Annotated in this window: 11 protein-coding genes and 2 pseudogenes; 12 read left to right on the top strand and 1 reads right to left on the bottom strand. The window is 55.9% G+C overall.

Translation table 11 applies throughout. From position 1 onward, the window contains the following. Nucleotides 1-367: 367 nt before the first annotated feature. From AC56LY_RS24105 to AC56LY_RS24095, 3 genes and pseudogenes are all read left to right on the top strand, one after another. Nucleotides 368-2,608 (top strand): DOMON domain-containing protein, encoded by a 2,241-nt coding sequence (locus tag AC56LY_RS24105; protein WP_499583650.1) that lies wholly within the window; start codon nucleotides 368-370, stop codon nucleotides 2,606-2,608. Nucleotides 2,609-3,825: 1,217 nt separating this feature from the next. Continuing rightward, nucleotides 3,826-4,764 (top strand): annotated as a pseudogene (locus AC56LY_RS24100) (IS5 family transposase). 311 nt (nucleotides 4,765-5,075) lie between these two features. Beyond that, complete coding sequence (locus tag AC56LY_RS24095) at nucleotides 5,076-6,182, top strand: acyltransferase family protein (RefSeq protein WP_499583648.1); 1,107 nt, start codon at nucleotides 5,076-5,078, stop codon at nucleotides 6,180-6,182. A 488-nt stretch (nucleotides 6,183-6,670) separates the two neighbouring features. On the opposite strand, the gene AC56LY_RS24090 is transcribed toward AC56LY_RS24095, so the two are convergent. Continuing rightward, complete coding sequence (locus tag AC56LY_RS24090; RefSeq protein WP_499583647.1) at nucleotides 6,671-7,363, bottom strand: IS6 family transposase; 693 nt, start codon at nucleotides 7,361-7,363, stop codon at nucleotides 6,671-6,673. A gap of 935 nt (nucleotides 7,364-8,298) precedes the next feature. Between AC56LY_RS24090 and AC56LY_RS24085 the strand changes: the two genes are divergently transcribed. The 9 genes and pseudogenes from AC56LY_RS24085 to AC56LY_RS24045 form a co-directional block, all read left to right on the top strand. Continuing rightward, nucleotides 8,299-8,685, top strand: a complete 387-nt coding sequence (locus AC56LY_RS24085) for a DUF2946 family protein (protein WP_499583646.1) — start codon at nucleotides 8,299-8,301, stop codon at nucleotides 8,683-8,685. A 352-nt stretch (nucleotides 8,686-9,037) separates the two neighbouring features. Continuing rightward, entirely contained in the window at nucleotides 9,038-10,477 is a 1,440-nt protein-coding gene (locus tag AC56LY_RS24080; protein ID WP_499583645.1) for a cytochrome ubiquinol oxidase subunit I, read from the top strand. Next, nucleotides 10,470-11,501 carry a cytochrome d ubiquinol oxidase subunit II gene (locus AC56LY_RS24075; RefSeq protein WP_499583644.1) on the top strand — a complete coding sequence of 344 codons (1,032 nt, stop codon included), beginning with the start codon at nucleotides 10,470-10,472 and terminating at the stop codon, nucleotides 11,499-11,501. The genes AC56LY_RS24080 and AC56LY_RS24075 overlap by 8 nt, the downstream gene beginning before the upstream one ends. Before the next feature lie 137 nt (nucleotides 11,502-11,638). After that, nucleotides 11,639-11,998 carry a DUF2946 family protein gene (locus AC56LY_RS24070; RefSeq protein ID WP_499583643.1) on the top strand — a complete coding sequence of 120 codons (360 nt, stop codon included), beginning with the start codon at nucleotides 11,639-11,641 and terminating at the stop codon, nucleotides 11,996-11,998. A gap of 334 nt (nucleotides 11,999-12,332) precedes the next feature. Then, nucleotides 12,333-14,177 (top strand): TonB-dependent receptor family protein, encoded by a 1,845-nt coding sequence (locus AC56LY_RS24065; protein ID WP_499583642.1) that lies wholly within the window; start codon nucleotides 12,333-12,335, stop codon nucleotides 14,175-14,177. A gap of 92 nt (nucleotides 14,178-14,269) precedes the next feature. Next, a complete protein-coding gene (locus AC56LY_RS24060) occupies nucleotides 14,270-14,725 on the top strand; it encodes a copper chaperone PCu(A)C (protein ID WP_499583649.1) in 456 nt (151 codons plus the stop codon). 48 nt (nucleotides 14,726-14,773) lie between these two features. Then, on the top strand, nucleotides 14,774-16,936 hold the full coding sequence (locus tag AC56LY_RS24055) for a TonB-dependent siderophore receptor (protein ID WP_499583641.1): 2,163 nt from the start codon (nucleotides 14,774-14,776) through the stop codon (nucleotides 16,934-16,936). 66 nt (nucleotides 16,937-17,002) lie between these two features. Further along, on the top strand, nucleotides 17,003-17,605 hold the full coding sequence (locus AC56LY_RS24050; protein WP_499583640.1) for an SCO family protein: 603 nt from the start codon (nucleotides 17,003-17,005) through the stop codon (nucleotides 17,603-17,605). 84 nt (nucleotides 17,606-17,689) lie between these two features. Then, a pseudogene (locus AC56LY_RS24045) lies at nucleotides 17,690-17,845 on the top strand (IS6 family transposase); the annotation flags it as partial. Between the last annotated feature and the right edge of the window lie 828 nt (nucleotides 17,846-18,673).

Here is an 18,673-nt window from a genome sequence, read left to right as displayed (position 1 = left end):
GTCGTTGAGGTGACTGACATGGTATCGAGCCTGTCAGAGAAGCTAGAATGCCCTGAATTATCCTTGTTTCACGCCAAAACAGCCATCAATCCTTTCTTGATAAATAATCTTATCAGGTAAGGTAGCGTGTGTGATACCCCGAACAAATGAGTTTTACTTAGCTCGCTGGCTTTGTCGAACAAAGCCTAGCGAAGACGCGACCGTACGGTCACATCGCGACTTTTAATAACATCAGGAAAAGGTATTTGTTGCCTTATACTACTGCGCAAAAACAGGGGCGATAGTGGAGTCAATTCTTAGGTTATTTCGAACAGCAGGTACTGCAACCATCGTCGCTATGTTGGCCGCCGGCGAGGTGGCTGCCGTGATGCAAGATAAACACAACTCGCCGTTGCCACCGTTGCCTGCCATGCTGGTTGACCGCAGCGCTAATTTGCGCGTCGATGGCGCGCTTGATGAAGACGCTTGGCGCACCGCGCCCATGTTTAATGCTTTCCACCAGTTTCTTCCAACCGACGGCAAGCCTGCGCCGGCTAACCTGCGCACCACGGTACAACTACTGATTGATGAGGGCGCGCTGGTATTTGGCATCCGCGCTTGGGACGATACGCCCGAGCGCATGCTCGGTACACTCACACGGCGCGACAAGGTGGGCCTGGACCAGGATTTTATTGGTGTGTGGCTCGATCCAACGGGGCACGGTCGCGCTGCACAGTTTGTGCGCGTGAATATCGGCGGCGTATTCAGCGACGGCATGTATCGTGCCGACTTGGACGAGTCAGACTTGGGGCCAGACTTTCCTATCGACGCGGCGGTCAGGCGGCTGGCCGATGGTTACAGCATGGAAATTCGCTGGCCGCTGTCGAACCTGCGGTTCCCTTATGCCGACGGCAAGACCTGGCGCGTGATGATCGAGCGCAGCGTGCCGCACGCCGACGGCCTGCTTCTCACCAGCACCCCTCTCAAGAATGGCTCACTGAGCCACATCGCGCTGCTGCAGGACGTGGGCGGCATGGGTGACACGGTGGCGGCGGTGCGCGACCGCAGCTTCTTGGAGCTCAAGCCAGAACTAACCATACGCTCAAACCGCGACCGCAACGAAACGGGGCGCCAGCGCGGCGACCGTGCCAGCATGGGCCTCGAGATCAACGCCCGGCCACGCGCTGACTGGGTGTTCAACGCGACGATCAATCCCGATTTCTCGCAGGTAGAAATCGACGAGCCGACATCGTCGGGCGCTAGCCGAATCGCCCTGAGCCTGCCGGAAAAGCGCGGCTTTTTCCTGGAAAGTTCCGACGTGCTGGGGTTGCCGCTGTCGGCGTTTTATTCGCGTACCGTGGCCGATCCGGAATGGGGCTTGCGCGCCACCTGGCGAGACGCCGGCGCTGACGCCACCGCCATGAGCTTGCGCGACCAGCAGGGCGGCGTGGTGCTGCGCGGTGGCGCGTACGAAACTGCCGAATACGCACAAACACAGCGCACGCTAGCGAGTATGGTACGCACGCGCTGGCACGGCGTTAACACAGTGATGGGAGCGTTTGTTTCGCAGCGCGGCTACGGCAACTCCGGCAGCAACGAAGTGGCGGGTGTTGACGGTCAGTGGCGGAGCGACGGAAAGCAGGCTTCGTGGTTGCTGATGCATTCGCAAACCAGCGCTGGCTTTGTGGAAGAACCGGTGGCGCGCAGCACGCGCATAACCACGCGCCATGGCGGCTATGCGCTCGGCAAATTCACTAGCATCAGCGACGACTGGTGGAACGAGCTGCAGCTGGAAGCGATCATGCCCGGTTTCGTCAATGACAACGGCTTCGTGCCACAGACGGGTGTGCTCAAGACCGACATCAATCTCAATCGGCGACTGGGCGCAAGCACGCTAGCACTGAGCGGCGCGGAGCTAGAACTCTACGAGTTCGAGGTGCACTTGGGCGTGCACGAGATCCGTACCCTTTCCGATAGCCGGCTGGACCAGCAGGCCAACCAGGTCGTCGAGCGCAAGCTGCAACCGGGGATCTGGTTCCGTGCCGGTCGCCAGACCAACCTGTGGGCCAACCTCGGTTTTGACCAGCAGCGCAGTCACCGCCTGGGGCGCCTGCATGATGTGCCTGCGCTGCACTTCGGTTTCGAATCGTCTCCGTTGTCGTGGATGACTAGGTTAAATGCTGAAGTGACGCTCGGGCGTCAACTCGACGTCGACGCAGACCGTGTTGATAGCGGCGGCAACGCCACCATAGACCTAGGCTTGCGCCTACCACTACTCGGTACACGGGGCTGGTCGATTGAGACGGATCTACGGGTAAACCGCGCCTGGGTAGAGGGTACGCTTGGTCGACCGGCGTTCATCGACAATGGCTGGCGCGCGCTGGGCATGCTGCATTTTACGGCCGCGGACTCGCTGCGGCTACTGGCGCAAACTACATCGGCCGCGCGCCGCAACGATGGCGTTTCGGGGCTTGAACCGTGGGCCGAGCGGCAGATTCACCGGTCACTGTTATACCGCCACTTGTGGCGGCATGGCCGCTCAATGTCGGTGGGCTTTTCGCGCGATCGGACTCGCGATCCAAATACCACCAACAAGTCGCTGACTTTGAAATTTCAGTGGGAAGTTTAAGTACGCTAGTCAATTTAGCCCACCCATTCCAGGACACGAAAGTCTTTCCTGGCTCAGGCTGTGAAAAAACATGCGGTCATCGTGTTTCAGGAGCGCTCTATCACATTCTGACCTCGAGAGAACGCCGTAGCGACGTTTCGAACGGCTGAGTGTCTCAAAATCGATGTCAAGTTGCGTTATACAAAGCCTGGCCGAATCCGGCCGTCTGGCGAACAGCTGGTATCGGCCTTGGATTCAACCGGTCGGCGCAGCATAGCAGGTTGCCTGGCTTGAAAAAGCACTGACTGTCACGACAGGCAGCTACCCACCCAAAGCAGACTTCCGGGAGCTAGGCTGTGGCCGGCAACGGGTAATGTTAAATCTGACCATTTGTTCGATATGTGCCTTATCGGGAGCAGCGGCCCCAATGTCTGCTCTTGACCAAATTCAGCCGCCACGTCGAAGGTAAGAAGCCAAGGAAATTCGTTGCAGCGCGGATGATCCACCTGACGTTTTATCCTCTGTAAAACCTGTAGTAGCGCCTCCATAAGGTGATTTGGCGAGGTCACCGTTCCAAGGTCGATTAGAACAGTTCAGCTCCAGATCGTTACCCTCAAGCAAGTCGCCTTTCACGCAGTGTTGGACTTGCGATATAGCATGGCGACTTAGACGGTACAGTGAGTGAATGCCTGACGAAGGCATTGAGTTCACCTGAGAAGGCACAGCTCTAAGTTCTACGCAGCTTCGTCCAGCTACTGGCGAGGCAAGTTCGATGGTGATGAGCGCCCCTCCCCTAGGGGTAAACTTGGCGAGTACGGTTCCACGGCCCAGCCGAGGCGCCATAAAGTAACGCAGAATTTGTTCCATGAGAATTGTTGTGCCGAAAATCTCAGTCTACTCGACTTCGACTTCGACTTCGACTTCGACTTCGACTTCGATCTCGACCGTTGAGCTGAACATAGCAGGGCGATAGGGACAAAATTCCAGACTCTCACGATGGCTGGAATCGACCCAGGCTGTGTTAAAACACAAAGTATGCGTCGGCTTGGCGACACTCGACCTCTCAGATCGCTCGCAACGGCGTTTTCTCGAGGTTGGAAATGGTAAAGGGACCCCTGAAAACACGCCGATCACGCGTTTTTACACAGCCTAGACCCATAGCAGACATTGAACGTTGGCTTTGTTGCACAAATTGGCTGGTGCAGCGGTCGAGCGTGGACGCGGGGTAAACTGCCGGCATGAGTGCACCAGCAAAACCGAAGTACCGAACGACCAACTGGAAAGACTACAACACGTCGCTGAAGACGCGTGGCTCCCTGCTCACCTGGCTAGACAAGGACATGTGCTGGCACAGCAGTGCCAGCGGCAAGCGGGGCCGCCGTCAGAAGTACAGCAAGGCGGCGATCCAGTTCTGCCTGACCATCAAGGGTGTGTTCAATCTTGCCCTGCGTAAGGCGATGGGCATGGCACAAAGCTTGTTCAAGCTCGCTGGCCTGGATTGGCAGGTGCCCGACTTTAGTACCGTTAGCCGGCGCCAGAAACATCTTTCGGTGACGATCGGCACGCAGCCGGCAACAACGGGATTGCACCTCCTGGTCGACAGCACCGGCATCAAGATGCTGAGTGAAGGCGAGTAGAAGACCAAAAAGCATGGGGCCGACTATCGTCGCCAGTGGCGCAAGGTCCACCTTGGCATTGAGGCGGCCACATTGTAAATCCGGGCTATCGAAGTAACCGACAACGCTACCGGTGATGCGCCGATGCTGCCGTGCCTACTCGACCAGATTCCCGCCAATGAGATCGTCGCCAGCGTCAGCGGCGATGGTGCCTACGACACCAAAGGCTGTCACGAAGCGATTGCGAAACGTGGGGCGCAGGCGATTATCCCTACTCGCAAGAATGCCAAGCCATGGAAGGACCAGCGACCTGATGCCAAAACTCGCAACGCCATCCTAGCGGCCACGCGCCGGCTTGGCAGGAAAATCTGGAATAAGTGGAGTGCCTGGCACCGGCGCAGCCTTGTCGAGACCAAGATGCGATGCTTCAAGCTGCTTGGTGAACGCGTCATGGTGCGTGACTTCGACCGCCAGGTTGCCGAACTGCAGGTCCGTGCCGCCATCCTCAATCGGTTCACTAGGTTGGGCACACCCACGACTGTGGCGGTGACAATGCCATAATTCCAGCTGGGGTTTGGGGAATTACGAACTTGGCTGATTTATGCAACAAAGCCATACGACAGTACCCATCGATCCGACGGCGTGGTTTGGAGTCGAGCTGCCTGAACGAAGGCTGGCTACGGTTGACGTGGCAGGCCTTTTTGCGTTTTCGAGGCACTGTAAAGAACTGTAAGCGGCAGGTGGTCGAAGAGAACGATAAAGCAATATAAATCAAAGGTTTATCGATTTCAGACCATGCCAGGGCAAGGCATTGCCGATGAGTGTTTCTACGTGATACGGTCTCAAGTGTCACGTCACCTGGAACTCTTGAGATGCCCCCTTCTAATTCTTCCCGCAACCTTCCGCTTGACGTCCTGCGCGGCCTGACCCTGGCGCTGATGATCGTCGTGAATACACCCGGCAGTTGGGGCGCCAGCTACGGCCCGCTAACGCATGCCGCTTGGCATGGCTTCACGCTGACCGACCTCGTGTTTCCATCGTTCCTGTTCGTCGTCGGCGGCGCACTGCGCCTGTCAATGAAGAAGTTCGCTGGCCAATCCGAGACTAAATTTCTGCAGACCGTGTTCAAACGCGGCCTGTTGATCTTCCTGTGCGGCTTTGTCCTGTACTGGTTCCCATTCGTCGCGCCCGACTTCACGCTCATCCCGTTCGACGCCGTGCGCGTGATGGGCGTGCTGCAGCGCATTAGCATGTGCTACCTAATCGCCGCGGTCATTGTGCGCTATGGCGGCGTGCGCGGCGCGCTGCTCGCGACTGCAGGGCTGCTGCTTGGTTACTGGTGGCTGCTGGTGCAGTTCGGCGACCTCACACTCGCCGGCAACGTCGTGCGCAGCGTCGATCTTGCCGTGCTGGGCGCGTCGCACATGTATGGCGGCGACGGCATCCCGTTCGATCCGGAAGGCATTCTGAGCACGCTGCCCGCCGTCGTCAACGTGCTGGGCGGCTACCTGGCCGTGGTTTGGCTTGAACGGTCTGGCCGCACGCGCAAGGGCGTGCTGGGCCTTCTCGCTTTCGCTACTGCCTGCCTGCTGCTTGCCATTGTCTGGGACGCAGTACTGCCGATTAACAAGAAGCTATGGACGAGTTCCTACGTCGCCTGCACGGTGGGATGGAACCTGCTCATCCTGGCCGTACTGGTGTGGTCGATCGACCTGAAAGGGCTGCGAGCCGGCACGAATTTGTTTGTGGTGTTCGGAAAGAACACGCTGTTCATCTACATGCTTTCAACCGTCGGCGCCATGTTGCTCGCGCGCGTCCAAGTGGGCGGCGCGTCATTGCACGGCTGGCTGTACGCGAATGTGTTCCTGCCGCCGACCGAGCCGTATCTGGCCTCGTTTCTATTCGCACTGGCCTACATGCTGGTCTGCTGGCTGGTGGCGTACTGGATGGACCGGCGCGGCATTTACGTCAAGTTATGACGTTTTGTTGCAATTTCGGCACAGCGCTCTGTAATGTTTTTTAAAGTTTTGCAATCTTGTTCGAGGTCAACTAGAGAGGTGCCAGGGTTTCGCGGCAAAAAATAAACCGCTACGTAAGGAAGTGTAAACGCTTCATCTGGTCAGTATAAAGAAGACCATATAAATCACGACCTTATGATTATATGGCGGTCGGTGGCTCTCGGTTTGGCCACCTGTGGCAACGGTGCTACTGAAAAACACGCAATGAAGAAAGTGGAAATAAGCAGCGCTCCAAGACAGGTGTAGGTGGATCCATCGAGATGATGGTAGCAACCGTCGCGCTATCCAAAGGAAAAAGCATGCTTGAATCGTACCGCAAGAAAACCTAGATCAGTTGCGCAGTCGCCGGCGCCCGTCGTGGCCGGAGACACCATCTAGGAAGGGTTCTGTCGCGTTGTTGATCAAACGGCGAGAATTCCCCGGAACGGAACGGCACGGCACGGCACTGCTCAAACTGGACGGACCATTCCTGCCAGCGCAGAAAATTGGTCCGCGAACGACATGGCCTCGGCACCCTTGATTGCGAACTGGCCCTTGCGGATCATGTGCATCAGTTCGATGCCGGCGAGCACGGAGCCGCCGGACCGGAATGATTTGAAGTTGAGCATCGGCCTGGTCACCCGCTTGATGGCGCGATGGTCTTGCTCGACAATGTTGTTGAGGTATTTAGCCTGGCTCACAATGATCGGCACGTCGCGGCTGGCGTTGATAGCGTCAATCGCCGCCTTGTTGGCGCCGCTCTTGTCCATCGCGACCTTGTTCGGATCGCCGTTCGCTCCCATAGCCTTGTCGAAAAAGCGCTTCGCCGCGGCCATGTCGCGCTTCGCCGTCAGCAGGAAGTCGACGGTCTTGCCATGCTTGTCGACGGCGCGGTAGAGGTATCTCCAGACGCTTTTGACTTTGATGTAGGTCTCATCCATGCGCCAGCTGCCGCCGATCAGGCGCTTGTGTTTTCGGGTCATCTTCTCGATAAGCGGCAGGAAACGAATCGCCCACCGGTTGATCGACGAATGGTCGACCGACACGCCGCGCTCTTCCATGATCTCCTCGAGGTGACGGTAGCTCAGGGGGTAGGCTGCATACCAGCGGATGCAGACCAGGATTACATCGATCGGAAAGCGCATCTCTTTGAAGTTGAGCATGTCGATTCGTCCTGAATTCGGCACCGCAGTTTACCCGACAGGCCCACCTCGTTCGCTAATGCGACAGAACTTCGGCACGTACCGGGGTGCGTAGTGCACCAAAATGCAGCGTATGGGAATCTGGCATAAATGCCTTGTCGCCAATTTCCAAATCGACCGCAGTGAACACCTCCGCAGAGAGGCCAAGGAAACTGAAGAGCGTGGGATCGACCTGCAGTTCGCGCCCCTTGCGCACCAGCCTGACAGCGACGCGACCTATGTTCCACCGCAAGCGGTTTGTCGGCGAAGCGCGGGAACTCGACCTGCCGCCTGCTGGTCTTGCAAGCCGCCAGTGTCTCCATCTCATTCACACGGACTTCTGGCGTCTGGATTCGGATTGGCAGCGCTGCGAACCGTACATTACTTGAGCCCTAGCGCTGTTACGCCGCACTGTGCCAATGTCTGCGCGACGGCAGTGCAGCTGCACTGTAGCTGAGTCCTCCGAAATCGCTACCATACCCGCCGGTACGGCGAAGTCACAGTACCCCACCCGCCCGCCCGCACGCACGCACGCAGGTGTCTGTGCCGCAGAAACTGCAGAGGTAAGCAGCACGACCACACTCATGTCGAACGAGTAGGCTAGCGTTCGCCGGAGAAAGTATTGCCGGCGCCCAGCGAAAGGCCCTCGGTCGCGCCAGCCCGCGTGCGGCATAGAACAGCTTTTGAAGAGGACGGCAAAAAAATAAAGCAGGCTGGTTGGAGTTGGGTGCTAAAATTCACATCTTCCTGAATATTCAGAAATTTGGGGAAACATCGAACTGGTCAGCAAATTCATTTTTATACGGTAAGAGCCATTCGATCCAAAAATATCGCAATTTTATGAATTTCTCAGAAGCATTAAAAATTGGTGTTCGAGCAAAAATCCCTGCGCTAGTCGCTGGATTACCCGTTGTGCCATGAGGATTGGAGCAAAGCTTTTTGGGAGACTGGCATGGCTCGCACTGCTTGCGGTCCTGTTGAGCGCCTTCGCTCCTTCAATTACCAAGCTGTCAGCAAGTTCACAGGACGCCGCGTGGGCTGAAATTTGTAGTGCCCAAAGCTCCAAATTCGTTGCCGTAAATCCTACTGCAGAAAAAAATATCGATGCCTTAATGGTGTTGGACAACCATTGCGACTACTGCCTTTTTCAGCACTATTCTCCCTTCCTTTCCACGCCAGCCTATTCTTTCAGAATGGCTGAGATGCCGGCTGATGCTTCATCTATACGAAGCATCGGGCATTTTTTCGTGGCGCGGTATGCTCAAAAGGCAAACCTCGCACGGGCACCACCTGTTTTCTTCTGACCGCTGCTTATTGTCTTCTCTGGTTTCATGCCCGATCACGAAGATATATGCAAGCAATTCCAGAGCATCAGTGCCTCGTCAACAGCTGCTTTTTTGAACTCCTTGAGTTCATCGCAATCAACGTCTGACATCGCCTGCGATCAAAATAAAAAACAATATCCACTTCCAGTGTGGAGGTATTTCTACAACCCGTAGATCTCTATGAATATATGAAAAAAGAATTCTTTTTTGGCGGTTTGTGCTGCCCGCGTGATCGACGCGAATCCGTTGTGATGAATGTTACTCCCCAGTTCCGGCGGACCTTTAGCAACAAATTCACCAATGACCTTTCTGAATTGAGAGGTAGGTAATTATGGAAAACTTGGATCCCTTTCTGCTCGCGCGCATTCAGTTCGCAGCCAACATCACCTTCCATATTTTATTTCCTACAATTAGCATTTCTCTTGCGTGGGTTTTACTATTTTTCAAGTTGCGGTTCGTAAAATCACAGCACCAGCATTGGATGGATGCCTACCAGTTTTGGGTCAAGATATTTGCACTTACTTTTGCTTTAGGCGTGGTGAGTGGCATCACTATGAGTTTTCAGTTCGGGACCAACTGGCCAGGGTACATGGAGAAAGTTGGAAATATTGCAGGACCATTGCTAGCCTATGAAGTGCTTACCGCGTTCTTTCTTGAAGCAACAATGCTGGGAATCATGCTTTTTGCCCGTGAACGCGTGGGTGAAAGAACGCATACCATCGCAACATTGTTGGTCGCCGGAGGAACTACATTGTCAGCATTCTGGATATTGGCGTTGAACTCATGGATGCAGACGCCATCTGGTTTTGAAATGATCGATGGTCAAGTCCACGTAACTAACTGGTTGGACGTCATATTTAATCCATCGTTTCCCTACCGCTTTACCCACATGATGCTGGCGTCAGGCCTCACGGTTGCATTTTTGATTTCTGGAATTTCTTCGTATCGATGGCTGCGTAATGATCGATCGCCTGAAGTCATGGCGAGTCTAAAAACGGGCGTCTATCTGGCCACTCTTCTTATTCCCCTCCAAATTCTGGCTGGTGACTTGCACGGCCTCAATACGATGCAGCATCAGCCGGCAAAATTGGCTGCCATGGAAGGTATATGGAAAACAGAGAAGGGGGTGCCGGCGGTACTTTTTGCAATACCTGATGAAGACGCTAAAGAAAATCGTTTCGAAATTTCAATTCCTAAACTTGCATCGCTTTATTTGACTCATACTCTCGATGGCGAGGTAAAGGGGTTGGATCAATTTGAAGGAAAACATCCACCTGTCGCACCGGTTTTCTGGGCCTTTCGCATCATGGTAGTGGTAGGCATGCTGATGCTGTTTTCCAGCTGGATTGGCACGTGGCAGTTGGCCCCGTGGAAAAAAGGAAGTGACCGTTATCTGCGGCCGTGGCAGGCAAAGTTGCTTGTCGCGATGACCTTCTCGGGGTGGGTAGCGGTCGTGGCCGGTTGGTATACGACTGAGATAGGCCGTCAACCTTGGTTGGTAACAGGAATTTTGACTTCTGCCGATGCCGCTTCCAAGGTGCCTGCATCTAATATTGCTCTTACCTTGGCGATGTATTTGATACTTTATTCCGCTTTACTCGTTGCCTATGTCTCGGTCGTATTCCACTTAGCAAGAAGCAAAAAAGACACTGGCAATCCCGCTGGTTCGGATCCTGACGCCCAAGCGCTTCAGCCCAATGCCGAAACCGATATTGAAGTGGCACTGAATGTAGTGAACTATCCTGAAAAGGAAGGAAAAATCAATGGTTAATGTTATTCCAGATTTATCGACTGCTGCTGGCTGGATGCCGATTTTCTTTTTGGGTGTAATGGGCTTGGCAATGCTGGCTTACGTTATTTTAGATGGCTATGACCTCGGGGTCGGCATCCTGATGAGCCACGCCGATGAGATGCAAAAAGATACGATGATTGCCACCATCGGACCATTTTGGGACGCCAACGAAACCTGGCTGGTTTTGGGAGCTGGTATTCTATTGACTGTCTTTCCAGTGGCACATGGTTTCATATTAGGGACACTTTACTTGCCAGTCGCAGCGATGCTGTTGGGTTTAGTTCTACGTGGTGTCGCATTTGATTTTCGGGTCAAGGCGCATGCGGATCACAAAGGGTTGTGGAATCGCGCGTTTTTTTTGGGATCACTTACGGCCAGTTGGGCGCAGGGGTACATGCTTGGGGGCGTGGTCAGTGGCTTTACGCCAGGGGGATGGGGAATCGCTTTCAATGGGGTGGTTGGCTGTACACTGGTAACTGCATATTGCTTACTTGGCTCCGGTTGGCTGATTATCAAGACCGAAGGTGCACTGCAACTAAAGGCTATCCGATGGGCACGTCGTAGCTTAATTTTGACGTCATTGGGTTTTATTGGGATAACAACCATCACACCGTTTGTCAGCAACAGTATTTTTGCAAAATGGTTCTCTTTCCCCAATCTGGTACTGCTGATGCCCATACCTGCTGCAACAATAGTCCTGTCATGGATCATCTGGCGTAGCCTCGCCCGACTTCCAGTGAGACTATCCAACGGCAACGAATATGGTGCATGGGTGCCTTTCGGATCGACCGTCGGAATTTTTTTCCTGGCATTTTACGGATTGGCTTACAGCCTCTTTCCTTGGTTGGTGATCGAAAAAATCACGATATGGGATGCCGCGACTTCACCAGCTGCCATGGAGGTCATCCTGGTTGGATCCGTGATTGTTCTACCGCTGATCGTCTGCTACACGGTGTTTTCGTATCGTGTTTTCTGGGGAAAAAGTACTGCGCTGACCTATTAGAAATTAATATAAATTCAACCGGGTGAGCACTTGAAAGCGTTATTTCGCCGAGAATAGCGCAGCAATGTCAGCCCGAAAATTAATTTTATCGATACCGACGTTGACTTTCCTCGCATAAAAGCTAACAATTGGCTCCTATGTATTATCTTGGTCGCTCATTGCTTACCGTACGTTTCGTCCTGGCCTGGTTCGTCCTTGCCTTGGGCGTCGCCAGTGCTTCGCCAATGATGCAGCAACACACCTCAATGCTGATCTGTGCCGAAGGCGGCAACAAGATGATCTTTGTCGATGCTGACGGAAATCAGGTTGATGGTGCGAACCATTCATCCCTCGATTGCCCGCTCTGTCTTCCGGCCGCGCTGCCCCCTGTCTTTATTACGTTGAATTTGCCGGTGGAACCGCCAATGGCGTGTTCTCAACACGCATTCGTCAGCGCCCACATCGCTGCCCTGGTAGGGGCGCCATTGCCCGCCCGCGGGCCCCCACTGCCTCTCTGATCTTCTCCAATAACGCACTGACGTTCCCCATTTCGCTACCTAGGGCCGGCAGTCGCACATTATCCATTCCACGTAAGCATGCTTGCGGCCGATTGAATCGGCCAACAGCGCGTGTGCGCAGTAGAAGAACAGGGCTTTTCATGGTGTCCCCATACTTGACGATGCGTGCAGCCATCATGGCCGGCACGATCGCCTGCAATACCTGCGCCTTCGCGCAAGCAGTAGCTGTCATTCCCCAAGTCGAGATTACCGCTGCCTTGGGCAGCGACATACTGGCCGCACAACGGCTCCAAGAGGCGCGCGCTGAACTGGCAAACGCGCTGGTGGTACGGCCGTGGTCGACGCGGCTGACTATCTCGACGGACGTGCTGCGACAGCTGCAGATGCGCTGGCCTTTGCGCCTGGGGTGCTGGCGCAGAGTCGTCATGGCAAAGAGTTACGGCTGTCGATTCGCGGATCGGGTATCCAGCGGGGCTTCCTGATGCGCGGCATTGGGCTGTATCAGGACGGCATTCCGCTGAATCATGCTGACGGTAGCGGCGACTTCCAGACGCTGGACCCGACCGCGATCGAGTACGTCGAAGTCTGGCGCGGCGCCAAGGCACTCGAGTACGGGGCTAACGGATTGGGCGGCGCAGTCAACTTCGTTTCGCCTACTGGCTTGACGGCACCAAGCGCTGAACTGCGCGTGCAGGCCGGCTCGTTCGGCCAGCGACAAGGGCGTGCAAAGCTTGCCGGGCAGCATGATGATGTCGATGGTTACCTCAGCGTTAGCCGAAGCGAGCAGGACGGCTGGCGCCAGCAATCAGACTATCGCACCGAACGTGTTTCGGGAAATGCCGGCGTAGGCCTGAGTGACGCGCTTGAACTGCACGGCTTCATCTCCCATATCGATATCAACCTCGAGATGCCAGGCAGCTTGACGCGTGCAGCGATGAACGCCAATCCGCGCCAGGCAGCGCCGCGATATATGCCACAGGACACTGTCAACGATTTCCGGCAAAATCGCGCCGCGCTGCGCCTGGTCTCGGCGCCTAACGCCGACGTCAGCTGGACGAGCTCAGTGTCTTCGAGCGAGCGTGACCGTTTTCATGCCATGACCTTCCGCATCCTGCAGCAAGAGATGCATGACACCGGCCTCGATTCGCGGCTGGCAATCGAATTTGGAGCGCCGGAGCTGACGCGCAGGCTGGTGGCTGGGTTATCGCTGGCGCGACTGGATGGCAAGGAATCCAGGTTCGCAAACGTCGGGGGCAAGGTCGGTGCCGCCACCGGTCGCACCCGGCTCGATGCACGCCAGGACGCCGTGTACGCCGAATTCATCCATGGACTGGATGCACGCTGGGCCGTGCAGGCTGGCTGGCAGGGCTTGCGAGCGCTCCGTGATCTCGACAACCTGGCGACGCCGGGCGCCAGCTACGACGCAAGATTTACCGACAGCGCGCCGAAGCTGGGCATCCTGTTCGCGCAATCGCCGAACGTCCAATGGTTCGCTAACCTAAGCGGTAGCGTGGAGGCACCGCCCTTCGGCGAGCTGGTCTACAACGTCAACCGCCCACTGGCTGCGGCGCAAGGCGCCACGACCCTGGAGACCCGCTGGCGCGGACAGGCAGGCAGTTGGAGTTGGGATGGGGTGGCGTACCGCGCCAACGTACGGCGTGAACTGCTAGCGTTGACCGATGCGCGTGGCACGGCGTTGGGCACTGTCAACGCTGACCGCACTGTCCACCAGGGGCTCGAGATATCGCTTGATGGCATACTGGCATCGGCCTGGCGCCTGCGCACCCAGTATCTGTACAACGACTTCAAGTTTGACGACGACGCCGTCTACGGCAATCGCCGCCTAGCAGATATTCCCCTGCACCTTCTGCGCGCCGAACTGCAATGGCGAGCACATCGTCGTGTACGCATCTCGCCGAGCGTCGACTGGCAACCGTCCCGGACCTGGATCGATCACGCCAACACGGTAGCAGCCGATGGCTTCGCGGTACTTAACCTGAGGTATGACGGCGAACTGAACGAGAACTGTCGCTGGTTCGTCGAAGGACGCAACCTCACCGATCGCAGTTATGCCGCAACAACTGCGGTGCAGGCCAACGCACATGGCCTGGACGGGGCCTATTACTTTCCCGGTGGTGGGCGCGCTGTGTACGCCGGCCTGACCTGGCGCATCCGCTAAATCGAAACACATTTTCACGTTCCGTTAAGGCAGGCCGCATGTTGCTGCTTGCCGGCCACGGACATAACAATGCAAGTAAAAAAGGAATCATCATGCAAAAACTCATTAGTTCTCTCATCATCGCCACCGGTTTCGTGGCTGCTGCCGCGCACGCCCAAGTGAGCGTCCAGGACCCTTGGACTCGCGCCACCGTGGCCCAGCAAAAAGCAACCGGCGCCTTCATGCAAATGAGCTCACCAATATCCGTGAAGTTGGTTTCGGCTAGCTCCCCACTCACCCCTACCGTCGAGGTGCACGAGATGTCCATTCAGGGCGAAGTGATGCGAATGCGCCAGGTTCAGTCCGTCCAACTGCCTGCTGGAAAAACCGTCGAGCTCAAACCGGGCGGGTATCACATCATGCTGATGAACCTGAAGAGCCAGGTAAAGGAAGGGGATGTGGTCCCACTGACCCTTGTATTTGAACACCAGGACGGCAGCCGCCAGACGCTGGACGTGAAAGCGCCGGTACGTGCCCTTAATCACGCAAGTCAGCAGCCTGGCCATTGAACGCTGCTAGTGGCATCTGCTTCGCCACCCCTCCCTGTTACGAGCAAGATGAACCACAACCCGAAAACGACGATGAACAAATCCCTGTTAAGCACCGCCATCACTTTCGCTCTGGCTACGATGGCGCCCCTTGCGGATGCCTTGGCAGATCAGACCGTGGTCGCCATTGCGCCTTCAGTCAACCAAGTAGAAGCACCAACCTGGGCGACGGAGGCCGTACACATCACTGCCCGTCGCGAGCGCTACACTGCAGTGAGCACCTCCACGGCTACCCGTACCGATACGGCCCTAATCGAGGTGCCGCAGTCGGTGCAGGTCCTGACACGTACCCTGATCCAGGAGCAGGACCGCCGCACCCTCGGCGACGCTTTGGTCAACGTGTCCGGTGTAGTGGGCAACAAGCCGGAAGAGGGGCTGCTGGCCGGGCCGTTGGTACGAGGCTTCCTGGCGGAGATCTACCAGGACAGTCTGCCGATGTACGGTTCGACCCAAGCCGCCAACGATCCGACCAGTCTGGTTGGGGTACGGCAGATCACCGTACTTAAGGGACCTGTATCAACACTGTACGGTGGCGGTGTCGGCTCGCCGCTCGGCGGCTTGATTAATGTGGAGTCCGAACGTCCCGACGGCACCGCCGGAGGTTACGCCGGGCTGCGAGCGGGCAGCCACGCGACCTGGAACCCGTATGGCGAAGTCAATGTAGCAATCACCCCTGCGATCGCGGCGCGCATCGCCGCCGAGTACCAAAAGAACGACAGCTGGATCGATCGTCTGAACGGCGAGCGCTGGTTCGTGCAGCCGAGCATATCGTTTCAGCTAAGTCCGCAGACCGACTTGTTGGTGCAACTGCAGTCCAGCCGCCGCAATCAACTCGAGTATTCGGGCCTGCCTGCCGCACAGGCCTTGGCTGGCCAACTCGACAGAAACGCTTTCCCGGGCGCGCCGCTAGGCCAGCGTGACACGGTGGTCAGGAACGAGATGGCGACCATGGTGCTGCGCCACGCTCTCTCAGAGCGCACGCGGCTGAACCTCAGCGCGCGCTACTACCAGAGCGAGCTGCCGCAATTCGGAACGTTCATCTATCCCGACTTCTACCCGGTAAATCCTGCCAAGCCCACGGTGTATCCCATCTTGCCACTCAATATGCAGACCGAGATGCGTGAGCGTACCGTTGACGCCAACCTGACCAAGAGCATCGACCTGCTGGGTGGGCACCACGAGTTCCTATTCGGTGTTAACGTCGACAATACGGGCTTCTATTCGGACATGGGATTCAGCGGCGCAACCATCGGCTCGATCGACCTGGCCCATCCAGTGTACGAACTGGCCTTCGGCTCATATACCGAGCCTAATCTAGCGCAGACCGACAGCTACCGGACTATCGCGGTCTACGCGCAAGACCAGGCAACCTATGGCCGCTTGCATCTGACCGGATCGCTGCGCTATACACAGTTGCGTTTCCGTGAACGCGAGCTGGGCACCGACGAGACGTGGCGCAAGGTATCGCCGCGCCTGGGCGCAACCTTTGACCTAACACCGGGCGTGGCATTGTATGCTGGCTACGCAACCGCCTTCCGGGGCGCGTTCGGCCTAATCAGCCTGCAGACCCCGCAACCGGAGCGCTCGCGCAACATCGAGGCCGGGTTCAAGTTCGCACTGACCGAAACAGGGCTGTCCGGTACCATCGCCGTGTTCCGACAAACACGCGAAAACGTCGCCACGCCGAGCATTGAGAATCCACTGTTCTCGGTTCAGGCCGGCGAGCAGCGCGCACGCGGTGTCGAGGCCGACCTGGTCTGGGAACCGACGCCAGCCCTGTCACTGTTGGCGACGTATGCTTATACCGATGCCGAAGTCACCCGGGACAACCTGATTCCGGCTGGTGACCGCCTGGCACGCGTACCGCGTCAAAACGGCCGTTTGGCGGCGCGCTACCGGGTGCGCGATGGCGCGGCAGAGGGCTTGTCATTTGGTGCCGGCGTCACCGCTTTCAGTGAACGTGAACTGACGCTGCCCAACAGTGTTGCGGTGCCGGGCCATGCACTCATCGATGCCCAAACAGCTTACAAAATTGGCCGCTACCAATTCTCGGTCTCGGGGCGCAACTTGGCAAATCGGAAGGTCTTTGACACTTACCAATACTTTGCTTTTCCGGTCGTAATGCCAGTGCAGCCGCGTTCAATTTTCTTCGCCATGGAAACCAAAATCTGATAGCCGGCCATGCGTATTCGCCGTTATTCAGTCTGTGGAAGTACCATAACTCCATTAAAGTCTAAAATGAAAAAAAATTTCTCTCGCCGATATTTTATCTTTGCTAGTGCTGCAGTTTCAACGATAGTCTTGACTGGCTGTAGCGAAAAAAGCACCACCAATTTTAGTGGTAGCGACCTCTCCGATGCCAATTTTGCTCGCGATTTTCGATTGAGAGATCCAGACGGGAATGAGCGCACACTGGCAGATTTTCGTGGAAAGGTTGTAATGGTTTTTTTCGGGTTTACCCAGTGTCCCGATGTGTGCCCTACAGCTTTGGCGCGCGCTGCTCAAGTCAAAACGTTACTTGGCTCAGATGCCGACAGTCTTCAGGTTTTATTCATTAGCGTCGACCCTGAACGTGATACGCCGGAGATTTTACGTGCGTATACAGCAGCGTTCGATCCGACGTTCCTTGCACTGTATGGCGATCAAATGCAGCTCGCAAAGACTGCTAAAGAATTCAAGGTAATTTACAAGAAAGTACCTACCGGATCATCTTACACAATTGATCACACGTCAACGACACTTGTGTACGATCCGAAGGGGCGACTGCGTGTCAAACTATCACACACCCAATCGGCGATAGATTATGCAGCCGATGTACGCCGCCTTTTGAATGGTGCGTGACGGGTTGCTTTTGGTTCTGTAGCATCAGGAAACGCTAGCTGGCCGGTCGACTAAACTGCGGTGCCGTATCTAGGATAAATCGACATGCTCAACTTCAAAGGGCTGCTTTTTCTGATCGATGTAATCCTAGTCTGCGTCCGCTGGTATGCAGCCTAACCGCTGATTTACCGGCACGTTGAGGAGATCACGGAAAAGCGTGGCGTTTCGGTCGACCATTCATCGATCCACCGGTGGGCGATTTGTTTTCGCAGCCGTACGTTGTGTCCGCTGGTTCGTAAGATGTACCCAGAGGACCTATTCTTAATCTTGGTAATGACATCTATGACAGCGGCATACGAACGGGTGTGGGTTCAGCAACTACAGAAAATCAAATTCCTTGAGAAACCTCTCTCTCCTCGGCAACTAGTCGCGCGACTGTTCCGCCACTTCACTGTCAGTCAGTGAATTCGCAACAAAGTACATGTGCGCTGGACCAATCTTACAGATGTGGTTTAGTGTCATTCGCGTCCAGCGTACTCTGTCGCCAAGGTGCACCTTCACAAAGGGCAGGTTCCGACCCGAGGCAGACCTTAACAGTCGTAAGTGAATCTGCTCAGATCCCGGATTAGGACTCGTGCCGAGCTCAGCGATAGTGCGATTATTTGCGCCCGGTGGCTGCACTAGTGATAGTCAAGATCAAACCAGTAAGCAAGATTGGAACAAGAGCGCTACTGTCCCCACTTGTGCTCTCCCAAAAAAGTGAAAAAATTGCGCCCGCAGCTGTGACAGCTATTGGCCGCAACCAATGCTTATCTCGGAAGCGGAAAATGAGGCAAAGGGCCACGATACCGATTAGGGCTAAGGAAGCGACCCAGTGCCAACGTACCTCAGTCATGTTGAGCGAATGAAAAGTTGATGAAGCAGAGAGCATACCCTCCCATCCAAAGGGCAGGTTCACACAATTTCACACTAAGCAGTTAGATTGTGCTGAGCGTCTGCTTTTGGCCGATCTCGGCCGTTCGGTCCAGCATAGCAGGTTGCCAAGTCGGAAAAATCGCAGACTGTCACGAAGGGCAACACCCGACCCAA

Source organism: Telluria sp. ZT3P25 (assembly GCF_059685895.1).
This window is presented reverse-complemented; position numbering and strand designations above follow the sequence as displayed.